This is a genomic window from Arthrobacter sp. BL-252-APC-1A, from assembly GCF_009696625.1.
GTDB lineage: Bacteria > Actinomycetota > Actinomycetes > Actinomycetales > Micrococcaceae > Arthrobacter_B.
This window is the reverse complement of sequence record NZ_VULS01000005.1, coordinates 181,317-195,997: the sequence shown is the minus strand read 5'-3', so window position 1 is coordinate 195,997 and position 14,681 is coordinate 181,317. Positions and strand designations below refer to the sequence as shown.

The 14,681-nt window shown below is 64.0% G+C and carries 18 protein-coding genes and 1 pseudogene; 14 read left to right on the top strand and 5 right to left on the bottom strand.

Annotation, left to right across the window (positions count from 1 at the left end):
* Nucleotides 1-450, top strand: a pseudogene (locus tag FYJ28_RS09870) (SRPBCC family protein); the annotation flags it as partial.
* Nucleotides 451-634: 184 nt separating this feature from the next.
* Here the strand turns inward: FYJ28_RS09870 and FYJ28_RS09865 are convergent.
* Complete coding sequence (locus tag FYJ28_RS09865; RefSeq protein WP_055242763.1) at nucleotides 635-2,110, bottom strand: FAD-dependent oxidoreductase; 1,476 nt, start codon at nucleotides 2,108-2,110, stop codon at nucleotides 635-637.
* A gap of 200 nt (nucleotides 2,111-2,310) precedes the next feature.
* Here FYJ28_RS09865 and FYJ28_RS09860 point away from each other — a divergent pair, with 200 nt between their 5' ends.
* The 5 genes from FYJ28_RS09860 (at nucleotide 2,311) to FYJ28_RS09840 (ending at nucleotide 6,410) form a co-directional block, all read left to right on the top strand.
* Nucleotides 2,311-2,814 carry a DUF4383 domain-containing protein gene (locus tag FYJ28_RS09860; RefSeq protein ID WP_055242761.1) on the top strand — a complete coding sequence of 168 codons (504 nt, stop codon included), beginning with the start codon at nucleotides 2,311-2,313 and terminating at the stop codon, nucleotides 2,812-2,814.
* A 211-nt stretch (nucleotides 2,815-3,025) separates the two neighbouring features.
* Nucleotides 3,026-4,099: an acyl-CoA dehydrogenase family protein gene (locus FYJ28_RS09855; protein WP_154579158.1), complete on the top strand. Its 1,074-nt coding sequence runs from the start codon at nucleotides 3,026-3,028 to the stop codon at nucleotides 4,097-4,099.
* Nucleotides 4,096-5,442 (top strand): PIG-L family deacetylase, encoded by a 1,347-nt coding sequence (locus FYJ28_RS09850; RefSeq protein ID WP_152970018.1) that lies wholly within the window; start codon nucleotides 4,096-4,098, stop codon nucleotides 5,440-5,442. Before FYJ28_RS09855 ends, FYJ28_RS09850 begins: the two co-directional genes overlap by 4 nt.
* Nucleotides 5,439-6,125 (top strand): glycosyltransferase, encoded by a 687-nt coding sequence (locus FYJ28_RS09845; RefSeq protein WP_055242756.1) that lies wholly within the window; start codon nucleotides 5,439-5,441, stop codon nucleotides 6,123-6,125. Before FYJ28_RS09850 ends, FYJ28_RS09845 begins: the two co-directional genes overlap by 4 nt.
* Nucleotides 6,126-6,170: 45 nt before the next feature.
* Nucleotides 6,171-6,410: a DUF2630 family protein gene (locus FYJ28_RS09840; protein WP_055242754.1), complete on the top strand. Its 240-nt coding sequence runs from the start codon at nucleotides 6,171-6,173 to the stop codon at nucleotides 6,408-6,410.
* A 9-nt stretch (nucleotides 6,411-6,419) separates the two neighbouring features.
* Here the strand turns inward: FYJ28_RS09840 and FYJ28_RS09835 are convergent, their stop codons facing one another.
* Both FYJ28_RS09835 and ku read right to left on the bottom strand, forming a co-directional pair.
* On the bottom strand, nucleotides 6,420-6,674 hold the full coding sequence (locus FYJ28_RS09835; RefSeq protein WP_055242752.1) for a hypothetical protein: 255 nt from the start codon (nucleotides 6,672-6,674) through the stop codon (nucleotides 6,420-6,422).
* A gap of 3 nt (nucleotides 6,675-6,677) precedes the next feature.
* Nucleotides 6,678-7,544: a non-homologous end joining protein Ku gene (ku, locus tag FYJ28_RS09830; RefSeq protein ID WP_055242750.1), complete on the bottom strand. Its 867-nt coding sequence runs from the start codon at nucleotides 7,542-7,544 to the stop codon at nucleotides 6,678-6,680.
* A gap of 174 nt (nucleotides 7,545-7,718) precedes the next feature.
* On the opposite strand from ku, the gene FYJ28_RS09825 reads away from it, so the two are divergent.
* The 3 genes from FYJ28_RS09825 to FYJ28_RS09815 are packed head-to-tail and all read left to right on the top strand — an operon-like array spanning nucleotide 7,719 to nucleotide 10,167.
* On the top strand, nucleotides 7,719-9,110 hold the full coding sequence (locus FYJ28_RS09825) for an FAD-binding oxidoreductase (RefSeq protein ID WP_154579157.1): 1,392 nt from the start codon (nucleotides 7,719-7,721) through the stop codon (nucleotides 9,108-9,110).
* A gap of 41 nt (nucleotides 9,111-9,151) precedes the next feature.
* Nucleotides 9,152-9,610, top strand: coding sequence for a redox-sensitive transcriptional activator SoxR (gene soxR / locus FYJ28_RS09820; RefSeq protein ID WP_055242747.1), 459 nt, complete (start codon nucleotides 9,152-9,154; stop codon nucleotides 9,608-9,610).
* A 38-nt stretch (nucleotides 9,611-9,648) separates the two neighbouring features.
* The gene (locus FYJ28_RS09815; protein ID WP_055242745.1) at nucleotides 9,649-10,167 is read left to right on the top strand and encodes a flavin reductase family protein; all 519 of its coding nucleotides are present in this window, start codon (nucleotides 9,649-9,651) and stop codon (nucleotides 10,165-10,167) included.
* Here the strand turns inward: FYJ28_RS09815 and FYJ28_RS09810 are convergent.
* Nucleotides 10,164-11,045, bottom strand: a complete 882-nt coding sequence (locus FYJ28_RS09810) for a LysR family transcriptional regulator ArgP (RefSeq protein ID WP_154579156.1) — start codon at nucleotides 11,043-11,045, stop codon at nucleotides 10,164-10,166. The genes FYJ28_RS09815 and FYJ28_RS09810 overlap by 4 nt on opposite strands.
* A gap of 71 nt (nucleotides 11,046-11,116) precedes the next feature.
* Here FYJ28_RS09810 and FYJ28_RS09805 point away from each other — a divergent pair, with 71 nt between their 5' ends.
* Both FYJ28_RS09805 and FYJ28_RS09800 read left to right on the top strand, forming a co-directional pair.
* Nucleotides 11,117-11,737 (top strand): LysE/ArgO family amino acid transporter, encoded by a 621-nt coding sequence (locus FYJ28_RS09805; protein ID WP_154579155.1) that lies wholly within the window; start codon nucleotides 11,117-11,119, stop codon nucleotides 11,735-11,737.
* A 130-nt stretch (nucleotides 11,738-11,867) separates the two neighbouring features.
* On the top strand, nucleotides 11,868-12,332 hold the full coding sequence (locus tag FYJ28_RS09800; RefSeq protein WP_154579154.1) for a hypothetical protein: 465 nt from the start codon (nucleotides 11,868-11,870) through the stop codon (nucleotides 12,330-12,332).
* A gap of 66 nt (nucleotides 12,333-12,398) precedes the next feature.
* Here the strand turns inward: FYJ28_RS09800 and FYJ28_RS09795 are convergent, their stop codons facing one another.
* On the bottom strand, nucleotides 12,399-12,953 hold the full coding sequence (locus FYJ28_RS09795; RefSeq protein ID WP_154579153.1) for a TetR/AcrR family transcriptional regulator: 555 nt from the start codon (nucleotides 12,951-12,953) through the stop codon (nucleotides 12,399-12,401).
* Nucleotides 12,954-13,050: 97 nt separating this feature from the next.
* Here FYJ28_RS09795 and FYJ28_RS09790 point away from each other — a divergent pair, with 97 nt between their 5' ends.
* The 3 genes from FYJ28_RS09790 to FYJ28_RS09780 all read left to right on the top strand — a co-directional run bounded on the left by FYJ28_RS09790 (nucleotide 13,051) and on the right by FYJ28_RS09780 (nucleotide 14,678).
* The gene (locus FYJ28_RS09790; RefSeq protein WP_154579152.1) at nucleotides 13,051-13,899 is read left to right on the top strand and encodes an alpha/beta fold hydrolase; all 849 of its coding nucleotides are present in this window, start codon (nucleotides 13,051-13,053) and stop codon (nucleotides 13,897-13,899) included.
* A gap of 81 nt (nucleotides 13,900-13,980) precedes the next feature.
* The gene (locus FYJ28_RS09785; protein ID WP_055242734.1) at nucleotides 13,981-14,418 is read left to right on the top strand and encodes a hypothetical protein; all 438 of its coding nucleotides are present in this window, start codon (nucleotides 13,981-13,983) and stop codon (nucleotides 14,416-14,418) included.
* Nucleotides 14,419-14,456: 38 nt separating this feature from the next.
* Nucleotides 14,457-14,678, top strand: a complete 222-nt coding sequence (locus tag FYJ28_RS09780) for a PLD nuclease N-terminal domain-containing protein (protein ID WP_055242732.1) — start codon at nucleotides 14,457-14,459, stop codon at nucleotides 14,676-14,678.
* Nucleotides 14,679-14,681 lie beyond the last annotated feature (3 nt).

Sequence of the window (14,681 nt, the reverse complement as noted above, 5' to 3'; positions counted from 1 at the left end):
GTGAGCACCGTAGAAGAATCAATTGACGTTGCAGTACCCGTCACCACTGCCTACAACCAGTGGACGCAGTTCGAGTCCTTCCCCCACTTCATGAAGGGCGTCGAGTCGGTAACGCAGACTTCCGACACCGAGTCACGCTGGGTCACCAAGATTGGGGGCGTTGAGCGCACCTTCGACACCAAGGTCACCGAGCAGCACCCGGACGAGCGGGTTGCCTGGAAGAGCACCGACGGCAAATCCCAGGCAGGAGTCGTTACGTTCCACCGTCTCAGCGACACCGAGACACGCGTGACCGTACAGATCGACTGGGATCCCGAGACATTTGCTGAAAAGGTCGGTGCCGTAGTCGGTGCTGACGATCACCGTGTGAAGGGCGACCTTAAGCGGTTCAAGGAATTCATTGAGTCAAGGGGTTCTGAGACTGGATCCTGGCGCGGCAACGTGGACGCTGCCCCAACAGCAGCCACCGGCGGCCCTGGACTGAAGGCTGCCCCAACAGCCGATCCCTCACTTGATGATCCCGAGTCGGGCGGGCCGCGGGCAGCCGTTTAGGGCCCTTCCTTCCGACCAGGACACAAAGCCCGGTGCCCCTCCCCGAAACGGGAGGGACACCGGGCTTTGTGTTGGCGGCGGGTTAAGCCGGATCCAGACCCTTCACTGCGGGCCCCTCCAGCACTTCGCCGTCAGCGCTGAAACGTGAACCGTGCAGCGGGCAGTCCCAGGACGCTTCGGCGTCGTTCCAGGACAGGACGCCGTGGAGGTGGGGGCAGATTGCCGAACGCCGTGTGGTCACCCCGTTAACGGTACAGACGGCAACCGGCGACCCGCTTTCCCGGACCACCACTCCGAGTCCCTCCGGCGGATCCGCTTCTGTGGTTCGGGCAATTCCCTGCGCCCAGCCGCTGATCATCTGCAGTCCAACTTCTGCGTTGTTCTGCACTGTGGTCACCGCATCGGGAACGCTGACCCTGGTCTTGTACAGGTCCTTCCCCGGATCAGGTTCACCCAGGATCCTGGCGGCCAGGGTAATTGCGGCAGCGACGCCGTTGGTCATTCCCCACTTGTTGAAACCGGTAGCGGCGTAGATGTTCTTCCCCAGCACCGGCAGTTCACCCACGTAGGGGACGGCCGATGCCGGCTGGTAATCCTGGGCCGACCAGTCATACCGGGCGGCGTCCACCGCGAAGTGTTCCCGGGTCCACTCATGCAGGCCGTTAACCTTGTCCCGAGTGTGCGGTTCCCGTCCCACGGGGTGGCCGTTGCCGCCTGCCAGGAGGTATTTGGTGCCCCCTGCCGTCACTGTCCGCAGCGACCGGGACGGCGAATCGACCGAGAGGTACATTCCTTCCGGAACGTCGCCTGTGACCGGAAACGCTGATGCGTAGGAGCGCTGGGGCTTCACGACGGCGAAGTATCCGCCGCGGTCCAGGATGGGAATGCCCGTGGCCAGTACAACCTGTGCCGCAAGGACGTCACCCGGACGGGTAACAACCCGCACACCGGCGTCTGTATGGTGCACCTCAGTCACCCGGACCCCTTCAACAAGTGTTCCGGAAAGCGATTTCAGCTCGGATGCCAGGGCAGCAAGGGCTTCCAGCGGGTGGAACTGGGCCTGTCCCGGCAGCCTGAGCGCAGCCTGAACCGGGAAAGGCAGTTCCGTCTCGGTTGTGCTCTCCACGGGAAGCCCCGCTGCGCGGCAGGCATCCCGTTCCTGTGCCACTGCGGCCGCACCCTGCTCGGTCGCGGCGTAAGTCCAGGCATCCCGGATCTCGTAGCCCACCCCGGAGGCGTCACAGAAGCCCAGGAGCCATTCCTGTCCGCGGCGGTTGGCTGCGACGTACGCGGCCGCCGTCCCGGTGTCGTGGTGCCGGGCAACTTCGGAAACCACGCTGCCCTGCAGCAGGCTGATCTTGGCCGTGGTGTTTCCTGTGGTGACCGCACCGGTCCGCCGCGCTTCAAGCACCGCTACCCGCTGTCCGCGGCGTGCGAGCATGACGGCGGTCGTGAGGCCCGTAAGGCCGGCACCCACAACGACGGTGTCATAGACCGTCCCGGGAGCGAAGGGGTCTGCTGGGATGGCGGGTGAGGTGTCTAGCCAAAGCGATTCCATGTTTGTCCTTCCGCGGAGCCGGCCTTCAGCCCACAGGCTGGAGTGGCGGACGTCAAGGGCTTTTACGTCTTGGGAGTCCCCGGCCGCTGGTTGATAAGCATGCTTCCCATGTTGGGATGACTGTGCCACAGTTTAACCGTAGGTTTAAGGCCTCCGTATGGCCGGAGTCCGTGATTCTCCCCGGAGATAAGGAGTTGGCCATGTCATATGCAAGCAGCAGCCGAGGACTTTCCTCTCACCGGACCAGCGCCCAAATAGCCGCACTGGTTTTCGGCATTATCTTCCTGGCTATTGGCGTCCTCGGGTTCATACCGGGCATTACCACCAATTACGAAGCTCTTCTCTTCGCCGGCTACACGTCTGAGGCCACGCTCTTGGGCCTCTTCCAGGTCTCCATCCTGCACAACGCAGTCCATATGCTGCTGGGATTTGCAGGGTTGTGGATGGCCAGGACAAACTCGTCAGCCCGCACATATCTGCTGGGTGTTGGCGTTCTGTATGCACTCCTGTTCATCTACGGCCTGATTGTTCCCCTGAATGGAGCAGGCAACTTTGTGCCATTCAACTGGGCTGACAACTGGCTGCATCTGATCCTTGCAGTCGCGATGATCGTTCTTGGACTCGTCCTTGGCAAGGACCGTTCAACGGATTCCAGCCGCGGCCCGAGCCGGGGATCACCCGGGGAGGGGAGCATCCCCAACTAGAACTGGCTGCATCCAAAGGCACGGCCCCGCCCGGGGCCGTGCCTTTGCCGTGTCCGGCACGGAAGAAACAGTTGCCCGCAATTCACTGCCGGGGCTGCCGAGGCTGTAATTTAGGAAGCATCCTTAGGAAGGAGGTGCGGCCAGTGTCGTTCCGCCGAGACCAACTGACCTCTTTGGCTTCGCCCGTCCCGAAGCCTTCCGGTGCTGCATCGTGAACCGCCCGGTACTGCTGGCTTCCGGCACCGGCCCTTATCCGCACAGGGATGCCCTGTCAGACCTCATGGCCATGGCCGCGGACACGAATGGCTCGGCAGTCACGTCGCTGCTGCTGCTGAAACCGGCAGCCGACGCCGCTGAACTGCCCGGGTCCGGAAGGACCCTGGGGCTGTTGGAGCTGCTCGCTACCCTTGGAGCCGCTGACCTTACTGCCGCACGCGTAGTAGAGCCCCACCTCGATGCCCGTGCAATTCTGGCCCAGGCCGGCGAGCTGCCGGCGGGTCACGCAGGTCCACCCGGCGGAATCGATTTCGCCTCCGGAACGTGGGGCGTATACGCCGCGGAGGCACCCGGACAGGAGCTGCGCGCAGAGGAGCACGACGGCGCCTGGCAGCTGTCCGGGCGGAAGCCGTGGTGTTCGCTGGCGGACCAGCTTGACTATGCCGTTGTCACGGCCCACACAACGCCCGGGAACCGGCGCGCGTTCGCCGTGGACCTTCGTCATCCGGGAATCGAACTGAGCGGCGGAACATGGGTCAGCCGTGGACTGGCGGCCGTGGACAGCTCGCCCGTGGGTTTTCGTGAAGTACCCGCTTTTCCGTTGGGCGCGGACAACTGGTATTTGCAGCGGGACGGCTTCGCATGGGGCGGAATCGGCGTTGCGGCGTGCTGGTTTGGCGGTGCAGTTGCCCTTGCCAGGCGTCTCTTTGAGGCGAGCAGGCAACGCACCCCCGACCAGATAGCCCACATGCTTCTTGGCGAAGCCGACCTTTCCCTGCAGGCGGCAGCCAGTGTGCTGGCATCAGCAGCCTCGGACATTGACGATGGACGTGCCGGAGGCGGGAACGGAGCCGTCCTGGCCCAGCGCGTGCGCGGAGTTGTGGCTTCCACCGTCGAGAAAGTACTCGAAGCAGCGGCCCACGGCCTGGGCCCGGGACCGCTTACAAGTGAGGAAGAGCATGCCAGGCGGGTCGCGGACCTGCAGGTATACGTCCGCCAGCACCACGCCGAGCGGGATGCGGCCGCACTGGGGGAGATGCTCCTGGGGCGGGGTGCAATGCCGTGGTGAGTTTTACCCACCGCGACACCACGCAGGACGAGGCAGTATGGCTTGCGGCACTGGAAGGTGTTCCGGCCCTGGACAGTGTTCTGCCGGACAAGCCTGCCCGGCTCGTGTTGCTGGCTGCACACCCCGACGACGAGACCCTGGGTGCAGGGGGCCTGATGGCAGCCCTGGCCGCCGGCGGAACCAGCATTGACGTGATTGTGGCAACCGCTGGAGAAGCATCACATCCGGATTCGGTGACCCACACACCCCGGCAGCTGGCGGAGGTTCGGGAAAGAGAAGTCCGGGAGGCTGTGGCGGTTGTTGCGCCGCAGGCCCGCCTCCACCTCCTGGGCCTGCCCGACGGCGAACTGGCAGCTCACCGGGATGAGCTGCAGGGCGCGCTGCAGGAAATTGCCGGAGACGACACCACCGGCCTTTGGCTGGCCGCACCATGGCGGAACGACGGGCACACCGACCACGACACCGCCGGTGAAACCGCTGCCGGCTTCGCCGCTGCGGCACGTATACCCCTGCTGGAATATCCCATCTGGCTGTGGCACTGGGGAACGCCGGAAGACATCCCCGGGACGCTCCGCGTTGCGGAGCTGGGCCCCTCTGCCGCGGACGCCAAGCGCCGGGCCATGGCAGCACACCACAGCCAGGTGCGCCCTCTTTCGGATCAACCCGGAGATGAAGTCCTGCTCGCCGCCGAGGTACTGGCACATTTCGAGCGTCCGTTCGAGGCTTTCACTGTCACTGTGCCGCTGAGCCCCCGGGAGGTTTTCCAGGAGCTCTATGCCCGTTCTGCCGATCCCTGGAACTTCGAAGGCAGCTTCTACGAACACCGCAAGCGTGCCCTTACGCTTGCCATGCTGCCCAGGGACCGCTTCGCCAGGATCTTTGAACCGGGGTGCTCGATCGGCGTACTCACCGGCGAACTGGCACGCCGGTCGGATTCTGTGGTGGCCATGGACCTCAGCCGCAGGGCACTTGAACTTGCGGCTGAGCGGCTGAACGGGGTCACCGGCGTCGAGCTGGTGGAAGGTAGCATTCCCGCCGACTGGCCGGACGGAGAATTCGACCTGGTGCTGATCTCCGAAATTGGATATTTCCTGGCACCGGGCCAGCTGCAGGCTGCCGTACAGCGGGCCTCCGAAACATTGTCTCCGGACGGTGTCTTGCTGCTCTGCCACTGGCGGCACCCCAATGAGGGCTGGCCTCTGACCGGGGACGACGTTCACAACGCCTTCCGTGAGCACAGCGGTCTGGAGCTCCTTTCCGAGCATGTTGAAGAGGACTTTCGGATCGATGTCCTCGTGCATCCGCCGGCACAGTCGGTGGCCCGCCGTGAGGGCATTCGTTGACCCCTGCCCGCCTTGGCGTCGTCATTCCCGCCCGGGACGAAGAACAGCTTCTTCCGCGCTGCCTTGTGTCCGTGGCGGCTGCTGCCGCGATCGTCGAAGAGACCGGTACGCATGTCAGTGTGGTGCTGGTGCTGGATTCCTGCACTGATGGTTCAACAGCTGCCGCAGCCGGAACGGCCGCAGAACTGGGCCTGGAACTCCATCTGCTTGAAACCTCTGCCGGGAACGTCGGTTCAGCGCGTGCAGAGGGCGTGGCATACGCACTGGAATTGAATGCGGAGTGGATTGCGAACACGGATGCCGACACTGTGGTGCCCGGGAACTGGCTCCGGACCCAGACCGAACTGGCGGAGGCCGGGTACGGACTTGTCCTGGGCACGGTGGTGCCCGACGCCCGTGATCTTCGGTCCGGGCATTTGGCGCTCTGGCAGGACCGGCATGTCCTGGCGGAGGGACACCCTTACATTCACGGGGCCAACCTGGGGTTCTCCGCCCGGGCCTACAGAGCCGGGGGCGGTTTCCTGCCCGGTGTTTCACACGAGGACGTGGAGCTCGTTGAACGGATCAAAGCAGCCGGGCTGTCCTGGGTTGCCACCGACTGGATTCGCGCCGTGACCTCCGGCCGGCGGGACGGGCGCGCCCCGGACGGGTTCTCCAGCTACCTTCAGACGCTGTTGAACTAAGGCTCCGCTGTGGTGTGCGGGCCGCAGGCTGGCTAGCGTTGGGTCATGGACTCCGAGCAGATTCACGAACAGATTCAGCGGCTTGTGGAACAGGAGCAAAAGCTCCGCGACACCGGTCCGTCAGATAACGCAGAGGCCCACGCAGAACAGCTGCGCAGCGTCGCTGAACAGCTGGACCAGTGCTGGGACCTGCTCCGGCAGCGGCGGGCGCGCATGGACGCCGGCGAGGACCCGGATGAAGCCGAAGTTCGGCCCGTCGGAGAAGTCGAGGGATACCGGCAGTAGCGTCCGGCCCTAGCGGGTCAGCGACCGCATGAGAGTTGCTGCACCGAGCGTGCGGCGGAATGGACTCCGGCCGCGGAACGTCTCACCGGCTGCCCACCACATCATCGCCCCCTGGCTGGCCCGGCGCATCAGGTCCTGGTAGCGCGGAGTCAGCGCCATGGCTGAGGCCGCACCAAACCCGGCCCAGGCCAGCAGCGGAAGGTTTGGCGGCAGCACTACCGTCTGCTTGCCCCGACGGTCACGGAAGTAGCTGGTAACACCCATCGTCTACGCGCCTTTCCTGGATTTGCGGCCGGAAGATTTCGCCGCCGGTTTCTTTTCTTCCTTGTCCTTGGCAGGAGCGGATTTCCTGCCCCGGTTTTTCTCGACGCTGCGGCGCAGGGCTTCCATCAGGTCCAGGACCTTGCCGCCTTCCTCCTCGGAATCCTCACCGAAGGTTTCCTGGGTGTCCAGTGCCTCGCCCTTTTCAAGCTTCGCCTCGATCAGGGTGCGAAGCTGTTCCTGGTATTCATCAGTGAACTCCGAGGGATCAAAATCGGAGCTGAAGGAATCAACCAGCGCCGAAGACATCTCCAGCTCCTTGGCGGAAATGCGGACACTCTCCTCCAGGGACGGAAAGGCTGCTTCCCTGACCTCGTCCTCCCAGAGGAGGGTCTGCAGGGTCAGGACGTCTCCGCGGACCCGCAGCGCACCAAGCCGGCTTTTCTGCCGCAGGGAGAACTGCACAATCGCAGTGCGGTCCGTGTCTTCAAGGGTCCGCCGCAGCAGCACATAGGACTTGGTGGACTTGGAGTCCGGCTCCAAATAGTAGGTGCGGTCAAACAGGATCGGGTCCACCTGGTCGCTCGGAACGAACTCCACCACTTCGATCTCGCGGCTCTTCTCCACCGGCAGGGAAGCCAGATCCTCATCGGTCAGGACAACTGTCTGCTCGCCGTCGTCATATGCCTTGGCGATGTTCTTGTACTCAACTACCTCGCCGCAGATCTCGCAGCGGCGCTGATACCGGATCCGCCCGCCGTCTTTCTCGTGAACCTGATGCAGGCTGACGTCATGGTCTTCCGTAGCGGAATACACCTTGACCGGCACGTTGACCAGCCCAAACGCGATGGCACCTTTCCAGATGGCTCTCATGTACCAAGTGAACACCAAGCAGGCTGTGAATCTCCAGACTTTGGTTTGGGAGGGTGCGGCGGCACGAACGGCCGTCTTTCCCGAGGGCCTTGAGGGCAGCCGGACCTCCTGCCTACCCTGTGAACAATTCTCCGGTGCTCGGGCCGGTTTCAACTGACTATCCCGGGAGCGCCCATGATCCAACAACCAGACCTGGAATCTCTGAAAGGTGCCGTCCGAGGCATCGTGTCCCTGCCCGGAGAAGGCACTTACGCGGAAGACACCCCTGCATTCAACCTTGCCCAGGTTCACCATCCGGACGCCGTGCTGGGTGCCGTCGACGCCGAAGACGTGCGGTCCGCGGTTGTCTGGGCTGCCCACCGCAGTATTCCAGTAGCTGTGCAGGCTACCGGGCACAACGCAGCCGCACCCATGGACGAAGGCCTGCTGGTGAATACCTCCCGTCTCCAGGACCTGCACGTGGATCCCGAATCGGGAACCTTCAGTGTGGGTGCAGGAGTCCGCTGGGACACCGCGCTTAGGGAGCTGGTTTCCCGGGGCCTCACTGCACCCCACGGGTCGAGCACGCGGGTGGGGGTGGTTGGTTACACAGTGGGCGGCGGTCTGCCGCTGATGGGCCGGGCCCTGGGATTCGCCTCGGACCACGTCCGCAGCTTCGACGTGGTTACCCCTGACGGAACACTTCGCTACGTGGATGCAGAAACCGAGCCGCAGCTCTTCACAGCTCTGCGGGGAGGCAAAGGCAACTACGGCATAGTCACGGCGCTGCGGATGGCAGCCGTGCCGCTGGGAGACTTCTACGGCGGACAGCTGGTTTATCCCGAAGAAGCCGCAGGAGATGTCCTGGACGCATTCCGTTCCTGGGCGCCCGGCCTGCCCAACGAAGCTTCGGCATCCCTGGCCTTCATGCACATGCCGGACGTTCCGTTCCTGCCGCCGGAAATCCGCGGAACCGCGCCGGTGATTCTGCGCTTCGGACTCTTTGGCGATGAGGAGTGGGGTGACCAGCTGCTCGGACCCATGCGTTCCCTCCCTGCGGTCAGCGACACGGCCGGACCAATGGATTACCTCGGTGTGGATGCAGTGCACGGCGACCCGGCCGATCCGGCCCCGTCCATGGAACGCGGCATGATCCTGGCGGATCTGGATGAAGATGCCGCGGCGGAACTCCTGCGGCAGATCGGACCCGGGTCGGGGACTCCGGTTGTCATGCTGGAGCTGCGCCTCATGGGCGGCGCACTGGCCCAGGAACCACCTTTCCCTGACACCGTCTCCGGCCGGAGTGCGGCGTTCCACCTTTTCGTCCTGGGGGTTCCCGGCCTGCCCGCACCCGACCAGGTGGAGTCAGCACTGGCGCGGCTCGCCGTCGCGCTTGAACCGTACGCCGCCGGAAGCCTTATCAATTTCCACGGGCCGGCGGGTGATGAACAGGACCGTGCACGTGCCTGGGAACCTGCCGCCTATGAAGTGCTGAAATCGGCCAAGGCGAGCTGGGATCCGCAGAACCTCTTTCGTTTCGGCCATGCCGTACCGCCGGTTGGTTTAATGGACATACCGGCCGGCTAAGGACAGCCGGTCCTCAGACGGACAGGCGGCAAGCAGCTCCAATGGATGGTCAACCCAGGGCTCTTGAAGAACTCACGGTGGGACAGGTTTCCCAGCGGAGCGGCGTAGCTGTCTCCGCCCTGCACTTCTATGAGCGGCAGGGACTGATTCGGAGCCGCCGCACCGGCGGCAACCAGCGCCGCTTTGACCGCTCGGTCCTGCGCCGCGTCGCCGTCATCCGCGCAGCCCAGCGCGCCGGAATTCCGCTTTCGCACATAGCATCCGTCTTCGCCGAACTCCCGGAGGACGGGGTCCCGGACCAGGCGGACTGGCAGCGGCTGAGTGCAGCCTGGCGGAAGGAACTGGATGAGAGGATCGGCCAGCTTGAAGCCCTGCGTGACCGGCTGGGCGGGTGCATTGGCTGCGGCTGTCTGTCCCTTGCTGAGTGCGGGTTTGTGAACCCGGACGATGCCTCCGGCCGGGATTACCGCGGTGCGCGGCTGCTGGAGCCTGACTCCTGATTTGACCTCAACTATTGTTGAGGTTCTACCGTGGAGATATGACTTCAACGGCTGCGAGGAATCCTGTGGTGGATGAGTTCAAGGATGCGTTTCGGGGCCACCCGGCGGGCGTGGCAATCATTACCGCTTCCGGCCCGGAAGGCCCGGTGGGCCTGACTGCATCCTCGGTGAGCTCGGTTTCTGCCGTTCCCCCCATCCTGGCGTTCTCCCTCGCATCAACGCAGGGGTCTGCAGGCGTGATTGCCGCCTCGGACACGATCGTGGTCCATCTGCTGGGGTCCGGAAATGCCGGGCTTGCTGCCCTCTTCGCGGCCCGCGGGTCGGAGCGGTTTGGTCCCGACCTTGACTGGAGCACGCTCCCGGGCGGTGAGCCGCTGCTTGGCGGTGTGCCGCGGGCACTGGTCTGCCGGATCCTCTCCCGCACGCAGGCCGGCAGCTCCACCCTGATGGCTGCAGCCGTCCTCGAGATCCATGCCGGCCCCGCAGCCGAACCGCTGGTTTACCACGACCGGACGTACCACCGGCTCGGATCGCACTCGGCACTCGAACTGCCCTAGTAAAGAAGGCCGTCGCCCGCGGCTCCGCTGAGTGCTTCCGCCACGCGGGCCAGCGCCGGCAGGTCCACCCTCCACTGCTGCCAAAACAGTTGAACGTCAATGTGCCTTTCGCGGTCCAGGAGTACCAGGGATCCGTCCGCGAGCAGGTCCCGGGACTGCAGATCCGGCAGCATGCCCCAGCCAAGGCCGTGCCGCACCGCCTGAAGGAAGTCCCAGGAAGCAGGCACATAGTGCCGCGGCGGGTCTATGCCCGGTCCGAAATTCTCCCCCAGGAAACGTTCCTGAAGTGTGTCCCTGCGGTTGAATACCACCATGGGTGCCTGGGCGGCTGAGGCCGCGTTCCAACCCTGTGGGAACCACCTGCGTGCAAAGGTTTCACTGGCCGCAGGACGGTAGCGCATGGTTCCCAGCGGTGTGACCGAACATCCCTGCACGGGTTCGGGACTGGACGTCACAGCGCCCATGGCTGTTCCGTTCCTTAGGCTTTCCGCCGAATAATCCTGGTCTTCCAATGCCAGTTCAAAGCTGATGCCATTCAGCCGCGCCAGGGCCGGCAGCACCCAGGTGGAGAGGGAATCGGCGTTGATCACGAGCTGCACGGCGGGACGTCCAGCCGCACTGTCCAGGCCAAGGCGTTCGACGGCGTCGTCCTCCAGCGCTGCGATCTGCCGTGCCAGCCGCAGCAGTACAGCCCCCGGCTCAGTGGCCGTGACCGGCCGCGTCCGGCGGAGGAGGACACACCCGGTCCGGGCTTCAAGCGCTTTCACCCGCTGGCTTACCGCCGACGTTGTCAGGTGCAGCGCTGCACCTGCCGCTTCAAAGCTGCCGTGGTCAAGAACTGCCCCAAGGGCACGAAGCTGGTCCGCATTGAAGTTCATATTAAGGAATTCTAAAGAACCTGTAGAAAGATTAGCTAGACCTCACAATCGTCTGTGCCTAACTTTGGATCATGAGCACCGACATCCTTACCCCGCTTCTTACCGGCTTTGTCAGCGGACTGGCCCTGATAATCGCCATCGGTGCCCAGAACGCTTTTGTCCTGCGGCAGGGACTCCGTCGCGAGCATCTGCCTGCCGTGGTGGCCGTCTGTATCCTCAGTGATGCAGTCCTGATCCTGGCGGGAACAGCCGGAGTTGGACGGCTGACCCAGAGTGCACCGCTGGCGCTGGATGTGATCCGCTGGGCCGGTGCTGCTTTCCTGCTGGCGTATGCATTTCTTTCCCTGCGAAGGGCGTTGAGGCCGCAGTCCCTCCGGGCCGCAGACGCAGGGCGGGGAACCCTGGCCGCGGCGCTCATAACCTGTCTTAGCCTCACCTGGCTGAACCCGCACGTGTATCTGGATACGGTGGTGCTGCTTGGTTCGCTCGCGGCCACCCACGGTCCTGATGGCCGGTGGATCTTCGCGGTGGGCGGAGTTGCCGCCAGTGCAGTCTGGTTCAGTGCGCTCGGCTTCGGCGCCCGACTGCTGGCGCCAGTGTTCGCACGGCCCCGGGCATGGCAGATCCTGGACCTCGCGATTGCAGTCTTTATGGTCGTGCTGGCCGTCTCCCTCGTAACCGGATCCCTGTAACCTGCAGGTTTCGCGTCCCGCCGGGACTTATGGCTGATATTGTCCGCCGTAATCCTCTTCCCCTGACCCTGTATGGAGGCAGCCCGTGGTGCGGCATCAATCAACCGTCCCGTCTTTCCACCGCGGCCTGGTGTCTGCAGCCGCTCTGGCGGCAGCGGGAATGCTGCTTGTCGGCTGCTCTGCCCAGGGGGCTGACAAAGTCCCGGACCCGCCCTTCGCAGTGTTCGAGACCGAACCGGGCGAGCAGGATACGCTGCCTGACTGGGTGGAACTGGACACGGGCCGTGAGGAGGTCCGGTACCTGACCACCAGCGGTACCGGCCGCTACTATGTTTCCCGGAACAGCACGGACTATTGCCTCGTAGTTGTGCGGGAAGGACCAGGCGAAAGCTATTCTGCCTTCTGCCGCAGCGGTCCCCTCACCCAGGGTTTTGTACTGTCGGGAACTTCTCCGGGGACCACCCTGGACGGGCGTGCGGGCCAAGCGTCACTCGTGGTTGACGGGTATATGGACGGAGCGGAACTCGGAGAGGACTCCGAACTGATCCATGAGAATGTCCTGGTGCGCCTCGGTGTCCCGAACGGGGACAACTAGGCTGCAGGGCCTGTGGGTAAGCTCCGGGCCGGGTACTTGCCGGGGTGCGGACTATGTGGCAGCCCGCTACAGCTGGGCGTCAATGAGGATCTCTGCCGCCTCACGGGCCTGGCGTGCCGGTTCCGCAGAACGGGAGATGGCCGCCGTCGTCTGCGCGCCCTCGGCAAGCAGTGCCAGCTGTGGAGCCAGTGCCGGGCTGCCCCCGGCAGCAGCCACCAGTTCACCCAGCACCTGCTGGAAGGACTCCTTGTGGGCGCGGGTGCGCTCTGCAACGTCGGGGGACTGGCTGCCCAGTTCCGCAAAGGCATTGATGAAGGCGCACCCCCGGAACGAGTCCTCGGTGAACCAGTCGGAGAGGTAGTCGTAGACAGCCAGCAGTTTCTCCCGGGGCTGGGGTGCGGCGTCTATCCGGTGCTGCAGCTGCTCGGTCCAGGTGCTGTGGCGCCGGTCAAGGACTGCGAATAGGATGGCCTGCTTAGAGGGAAACAGGGTATAGAGCTTCTTCAGCGGCAGCCCCACCTCGCGCCGAAGTTCAGCCATGCCGACGGCTTGGATGCCACGCTCGTAGAAGAGCCGGTCGGCAACTTCAATCACATGTCCGCGTTCATCAGCAAGAGTCATAACAGCATTGTACTTGCGATGAGAACGATCGTTCTCTACGCTGGGAAGCCAGCGGAGAACGACCATTCTCAGCTGCAGTCGAGACTAGGAGACAGCAATGGGACGAATCAGAGTCAGCACGGAGAACAGCAGTCCGATCGAGCTCTACTATGAAGACCACGGAAAAGGACAGCCGGTAGTCCTCATCCACGGATATCCGCTTGATGGAGCATCGTGGGAGAAGCAGACAGCAGCCCTGCTGCAGGCCGGCTACCGGGTTATCACCTACGACCGCCGCGGTTTCGGCCGCTCGGACAAGCCCGCGGAGGGCTACGACTATGACACGTTTGCAGCGGACCTGAACGCCGTTATGGAAACCCTGGACCTGCACTCCGTGGTGCTGGTCGGATTCTCGATGGGAACCGGGGAAGTCGCCCGTTACCTCTCCACCTACGGGGCGGACCGGGTGGACAAGGCTGCTTTCCTTGGCTCCCTGGAGCCCTTCCTGCTGCAAACTGAAGACAACCCCGAGGGCGTGCCGCAGGAAGTCTTCGATGGGCTGCTCGAAGCCGCCACTGCGGACCGGTATGCGTTCTTCACCGAGTTCTTCAAGAACTTCTACAACTCGGATGACTTCCTGGGTACCCCGCGCCTCAGTCAGGAAGTGGTGAACGCCGGCTGGCATCTGGCCGCTTCGGCCAGTCCGATCGCTTCGGTGGCCGCCCAGCCGACGTGGCTCACCGATTTCCGGGATGACATCCCCAAGATCGAGGTTCCGGCGCTGATTGTCCACGGCACTGCAGACAACATCCTTCCCATCGACGCGACGGGACGGCGTTTCGCGAAAGCCCTCCCCTCCGCTCAGTACGTCGAGATCGAAGGGGCCCCGCACGGACTCCTCTGGACCCATGCGGATGAGGTGAATGAAGCACTGCTCGCATTCGTTGCACAGGACCCGGCCCTGTGAGCGCAGGGCCGGGTCCGTTACAGTAACTCCACCGGAAGGCGCGCCCTATTGGGAGGGCGGCCCAGTGAAGGGGGAGCAGTTGTGGCTGGCAGGCAGGGCGAGATTGATCCGAGGTACGATCCGGCTTACCAGCGCGGAGGCGGCGAAATGCAGCTCTCCCGGGGTGCTGATGAAGCACCGGCCATTATGGAAATCAGTGACTCCCCCGAGCCACAGCAGCTGGGTATCACCCAGCCGCCCTGGTCTGAACTCGAACAGCGGCAGCGCAAGTACCGGCTCGCGGCGTGGAGCCTGGCAGCTGCGCTGGTAGTCCTGGGTATTTTCTTTATGTTTGCCGACGCGATCTTCCCCCAGGACCCGGAGCTCACGCAGCCGAACTGGAGCGGGTACCCGGTTGAGCCCTGGACCCAAAAGCTGAGATGGGTCGCCCCGAACATGATTATGCTGGGGATACTGACGCTAGTCGTCCAGGTCTTCATCGAGCAGATGCAGACCTTCCGGCTGCGGATGGGTAAATAGTTACCGGTCCAACCGCCGCACCACACCTAGGAGCACTCATGGCCAAGAAAAAGACCCTCAATGACCTGACAGCAGGCCAGAAGAAGGGCCTGGGCATCCTCTCCAGCGTGCAGTTCCTGCTCGCCGGCGCCGCACTCGTTGACATCTGGCGCCGGCCGGGCAGCGAAATCCGCGGACCGAAAGCCGCCTGGAGCGCCGCCTGCGCCGTGAACTTCATTGGCCCGATCAGCTACTTCGTGTTCGGGCGGCGTCGGTCCTAAGGG

Bases quoted from the DNA above. Each gene is read 5' to 3' on its own strand.
- FYJ28_RS09865 (WP_055242763.1), bottom strand. From the start codon at position 2,110: ATGGAATCGCTTTGGCTAGACACCTCACCCGCCATCCCAGCAGACCCC.
- FYJ28_RS09860 (WP_055242761.1), top strand. From the start codon at position 2,311: ATGTCATATGCAAGCAGCAGCCGAGGACTTTCCTCTCACCGGACCAGC.
- FYJ28_RS09840 (WP_055242754.1), top strand. From the start codon at position 6,171: ATGGACTCCGAGCAGATTCACGAACAGATTCAGCGGCTTGTGGAACAG.
- FYJ28_RS09835 (WP_055242752.1), bottom strand. From the start codon at position 6,674: ATGGGTGTTACCAGCTACTTCCGTGACCGTCGGGGCAAGCAGACGGTA.
- ku (WP_055242750.1), bottom strand. From the start codon at position 7,544: ATGAGAGCCATCTGGAAAGGTGCCATCGCGTTTGGGCTGGTCAACGTG.
- FYJ28_RS09825 (WP_154579157.1), top strand. From the start codon at position 7,719: ATGATCCAACAACCAGACCTGGAATCTCTGAAAGGTGCCGTCCGAGGC.
- soxR (WP_055242747.1), top strand. From the start codon at position 9,152: ATGGATGGTCAACCCAGGGCTCTTGAAGAACTCACGGTGGGACAGGTT.
- FYJ28_RS09815 (WP_055242745.1), top strand. From the start codon at position 9,649: ATGACTTCAACGGCTGCGAGGAATCCTGTGGTGGATGAGTTCAAGGAT.
- FYJ28_RS09810 (WP_154579156.1), bottom strand. From the start codon at position 11,045: ATGAACTTCAATGCGGACCAGCTTCGTGCCCTTGGGGCAGTTCTTGAC.
- FYJ28_RS09805 (WP_154579155.1), top strand. From the start codon at position 11,117: ATGAGCACCGACATCCTTACCCCGCTTCTTACCGGCTTTGTCAGCGGA.
- FYJ28_RS09795 (WP_154579153.1), bottom strand. From the start codon at position 12,953: ATGACTCTTGCTGATGAACGCGGACATGTGATTGAAGTTGCCGACCGG.
- FYJ28_RS09790 (WP_154579152.1), top strand. From the start codon at position 13,051: ATGGGACGAATCAGAGTCAGCACGGAGAACAGCAGTCCGATCGAGCTC.
- FYJ28_RS09780 (WP_055242732.1), top strand. From the start codon at position 14,457: ATGGCCAAGAAAAAGACCCTCAATGACCTGACAGCAGGCCAGAAGAAG.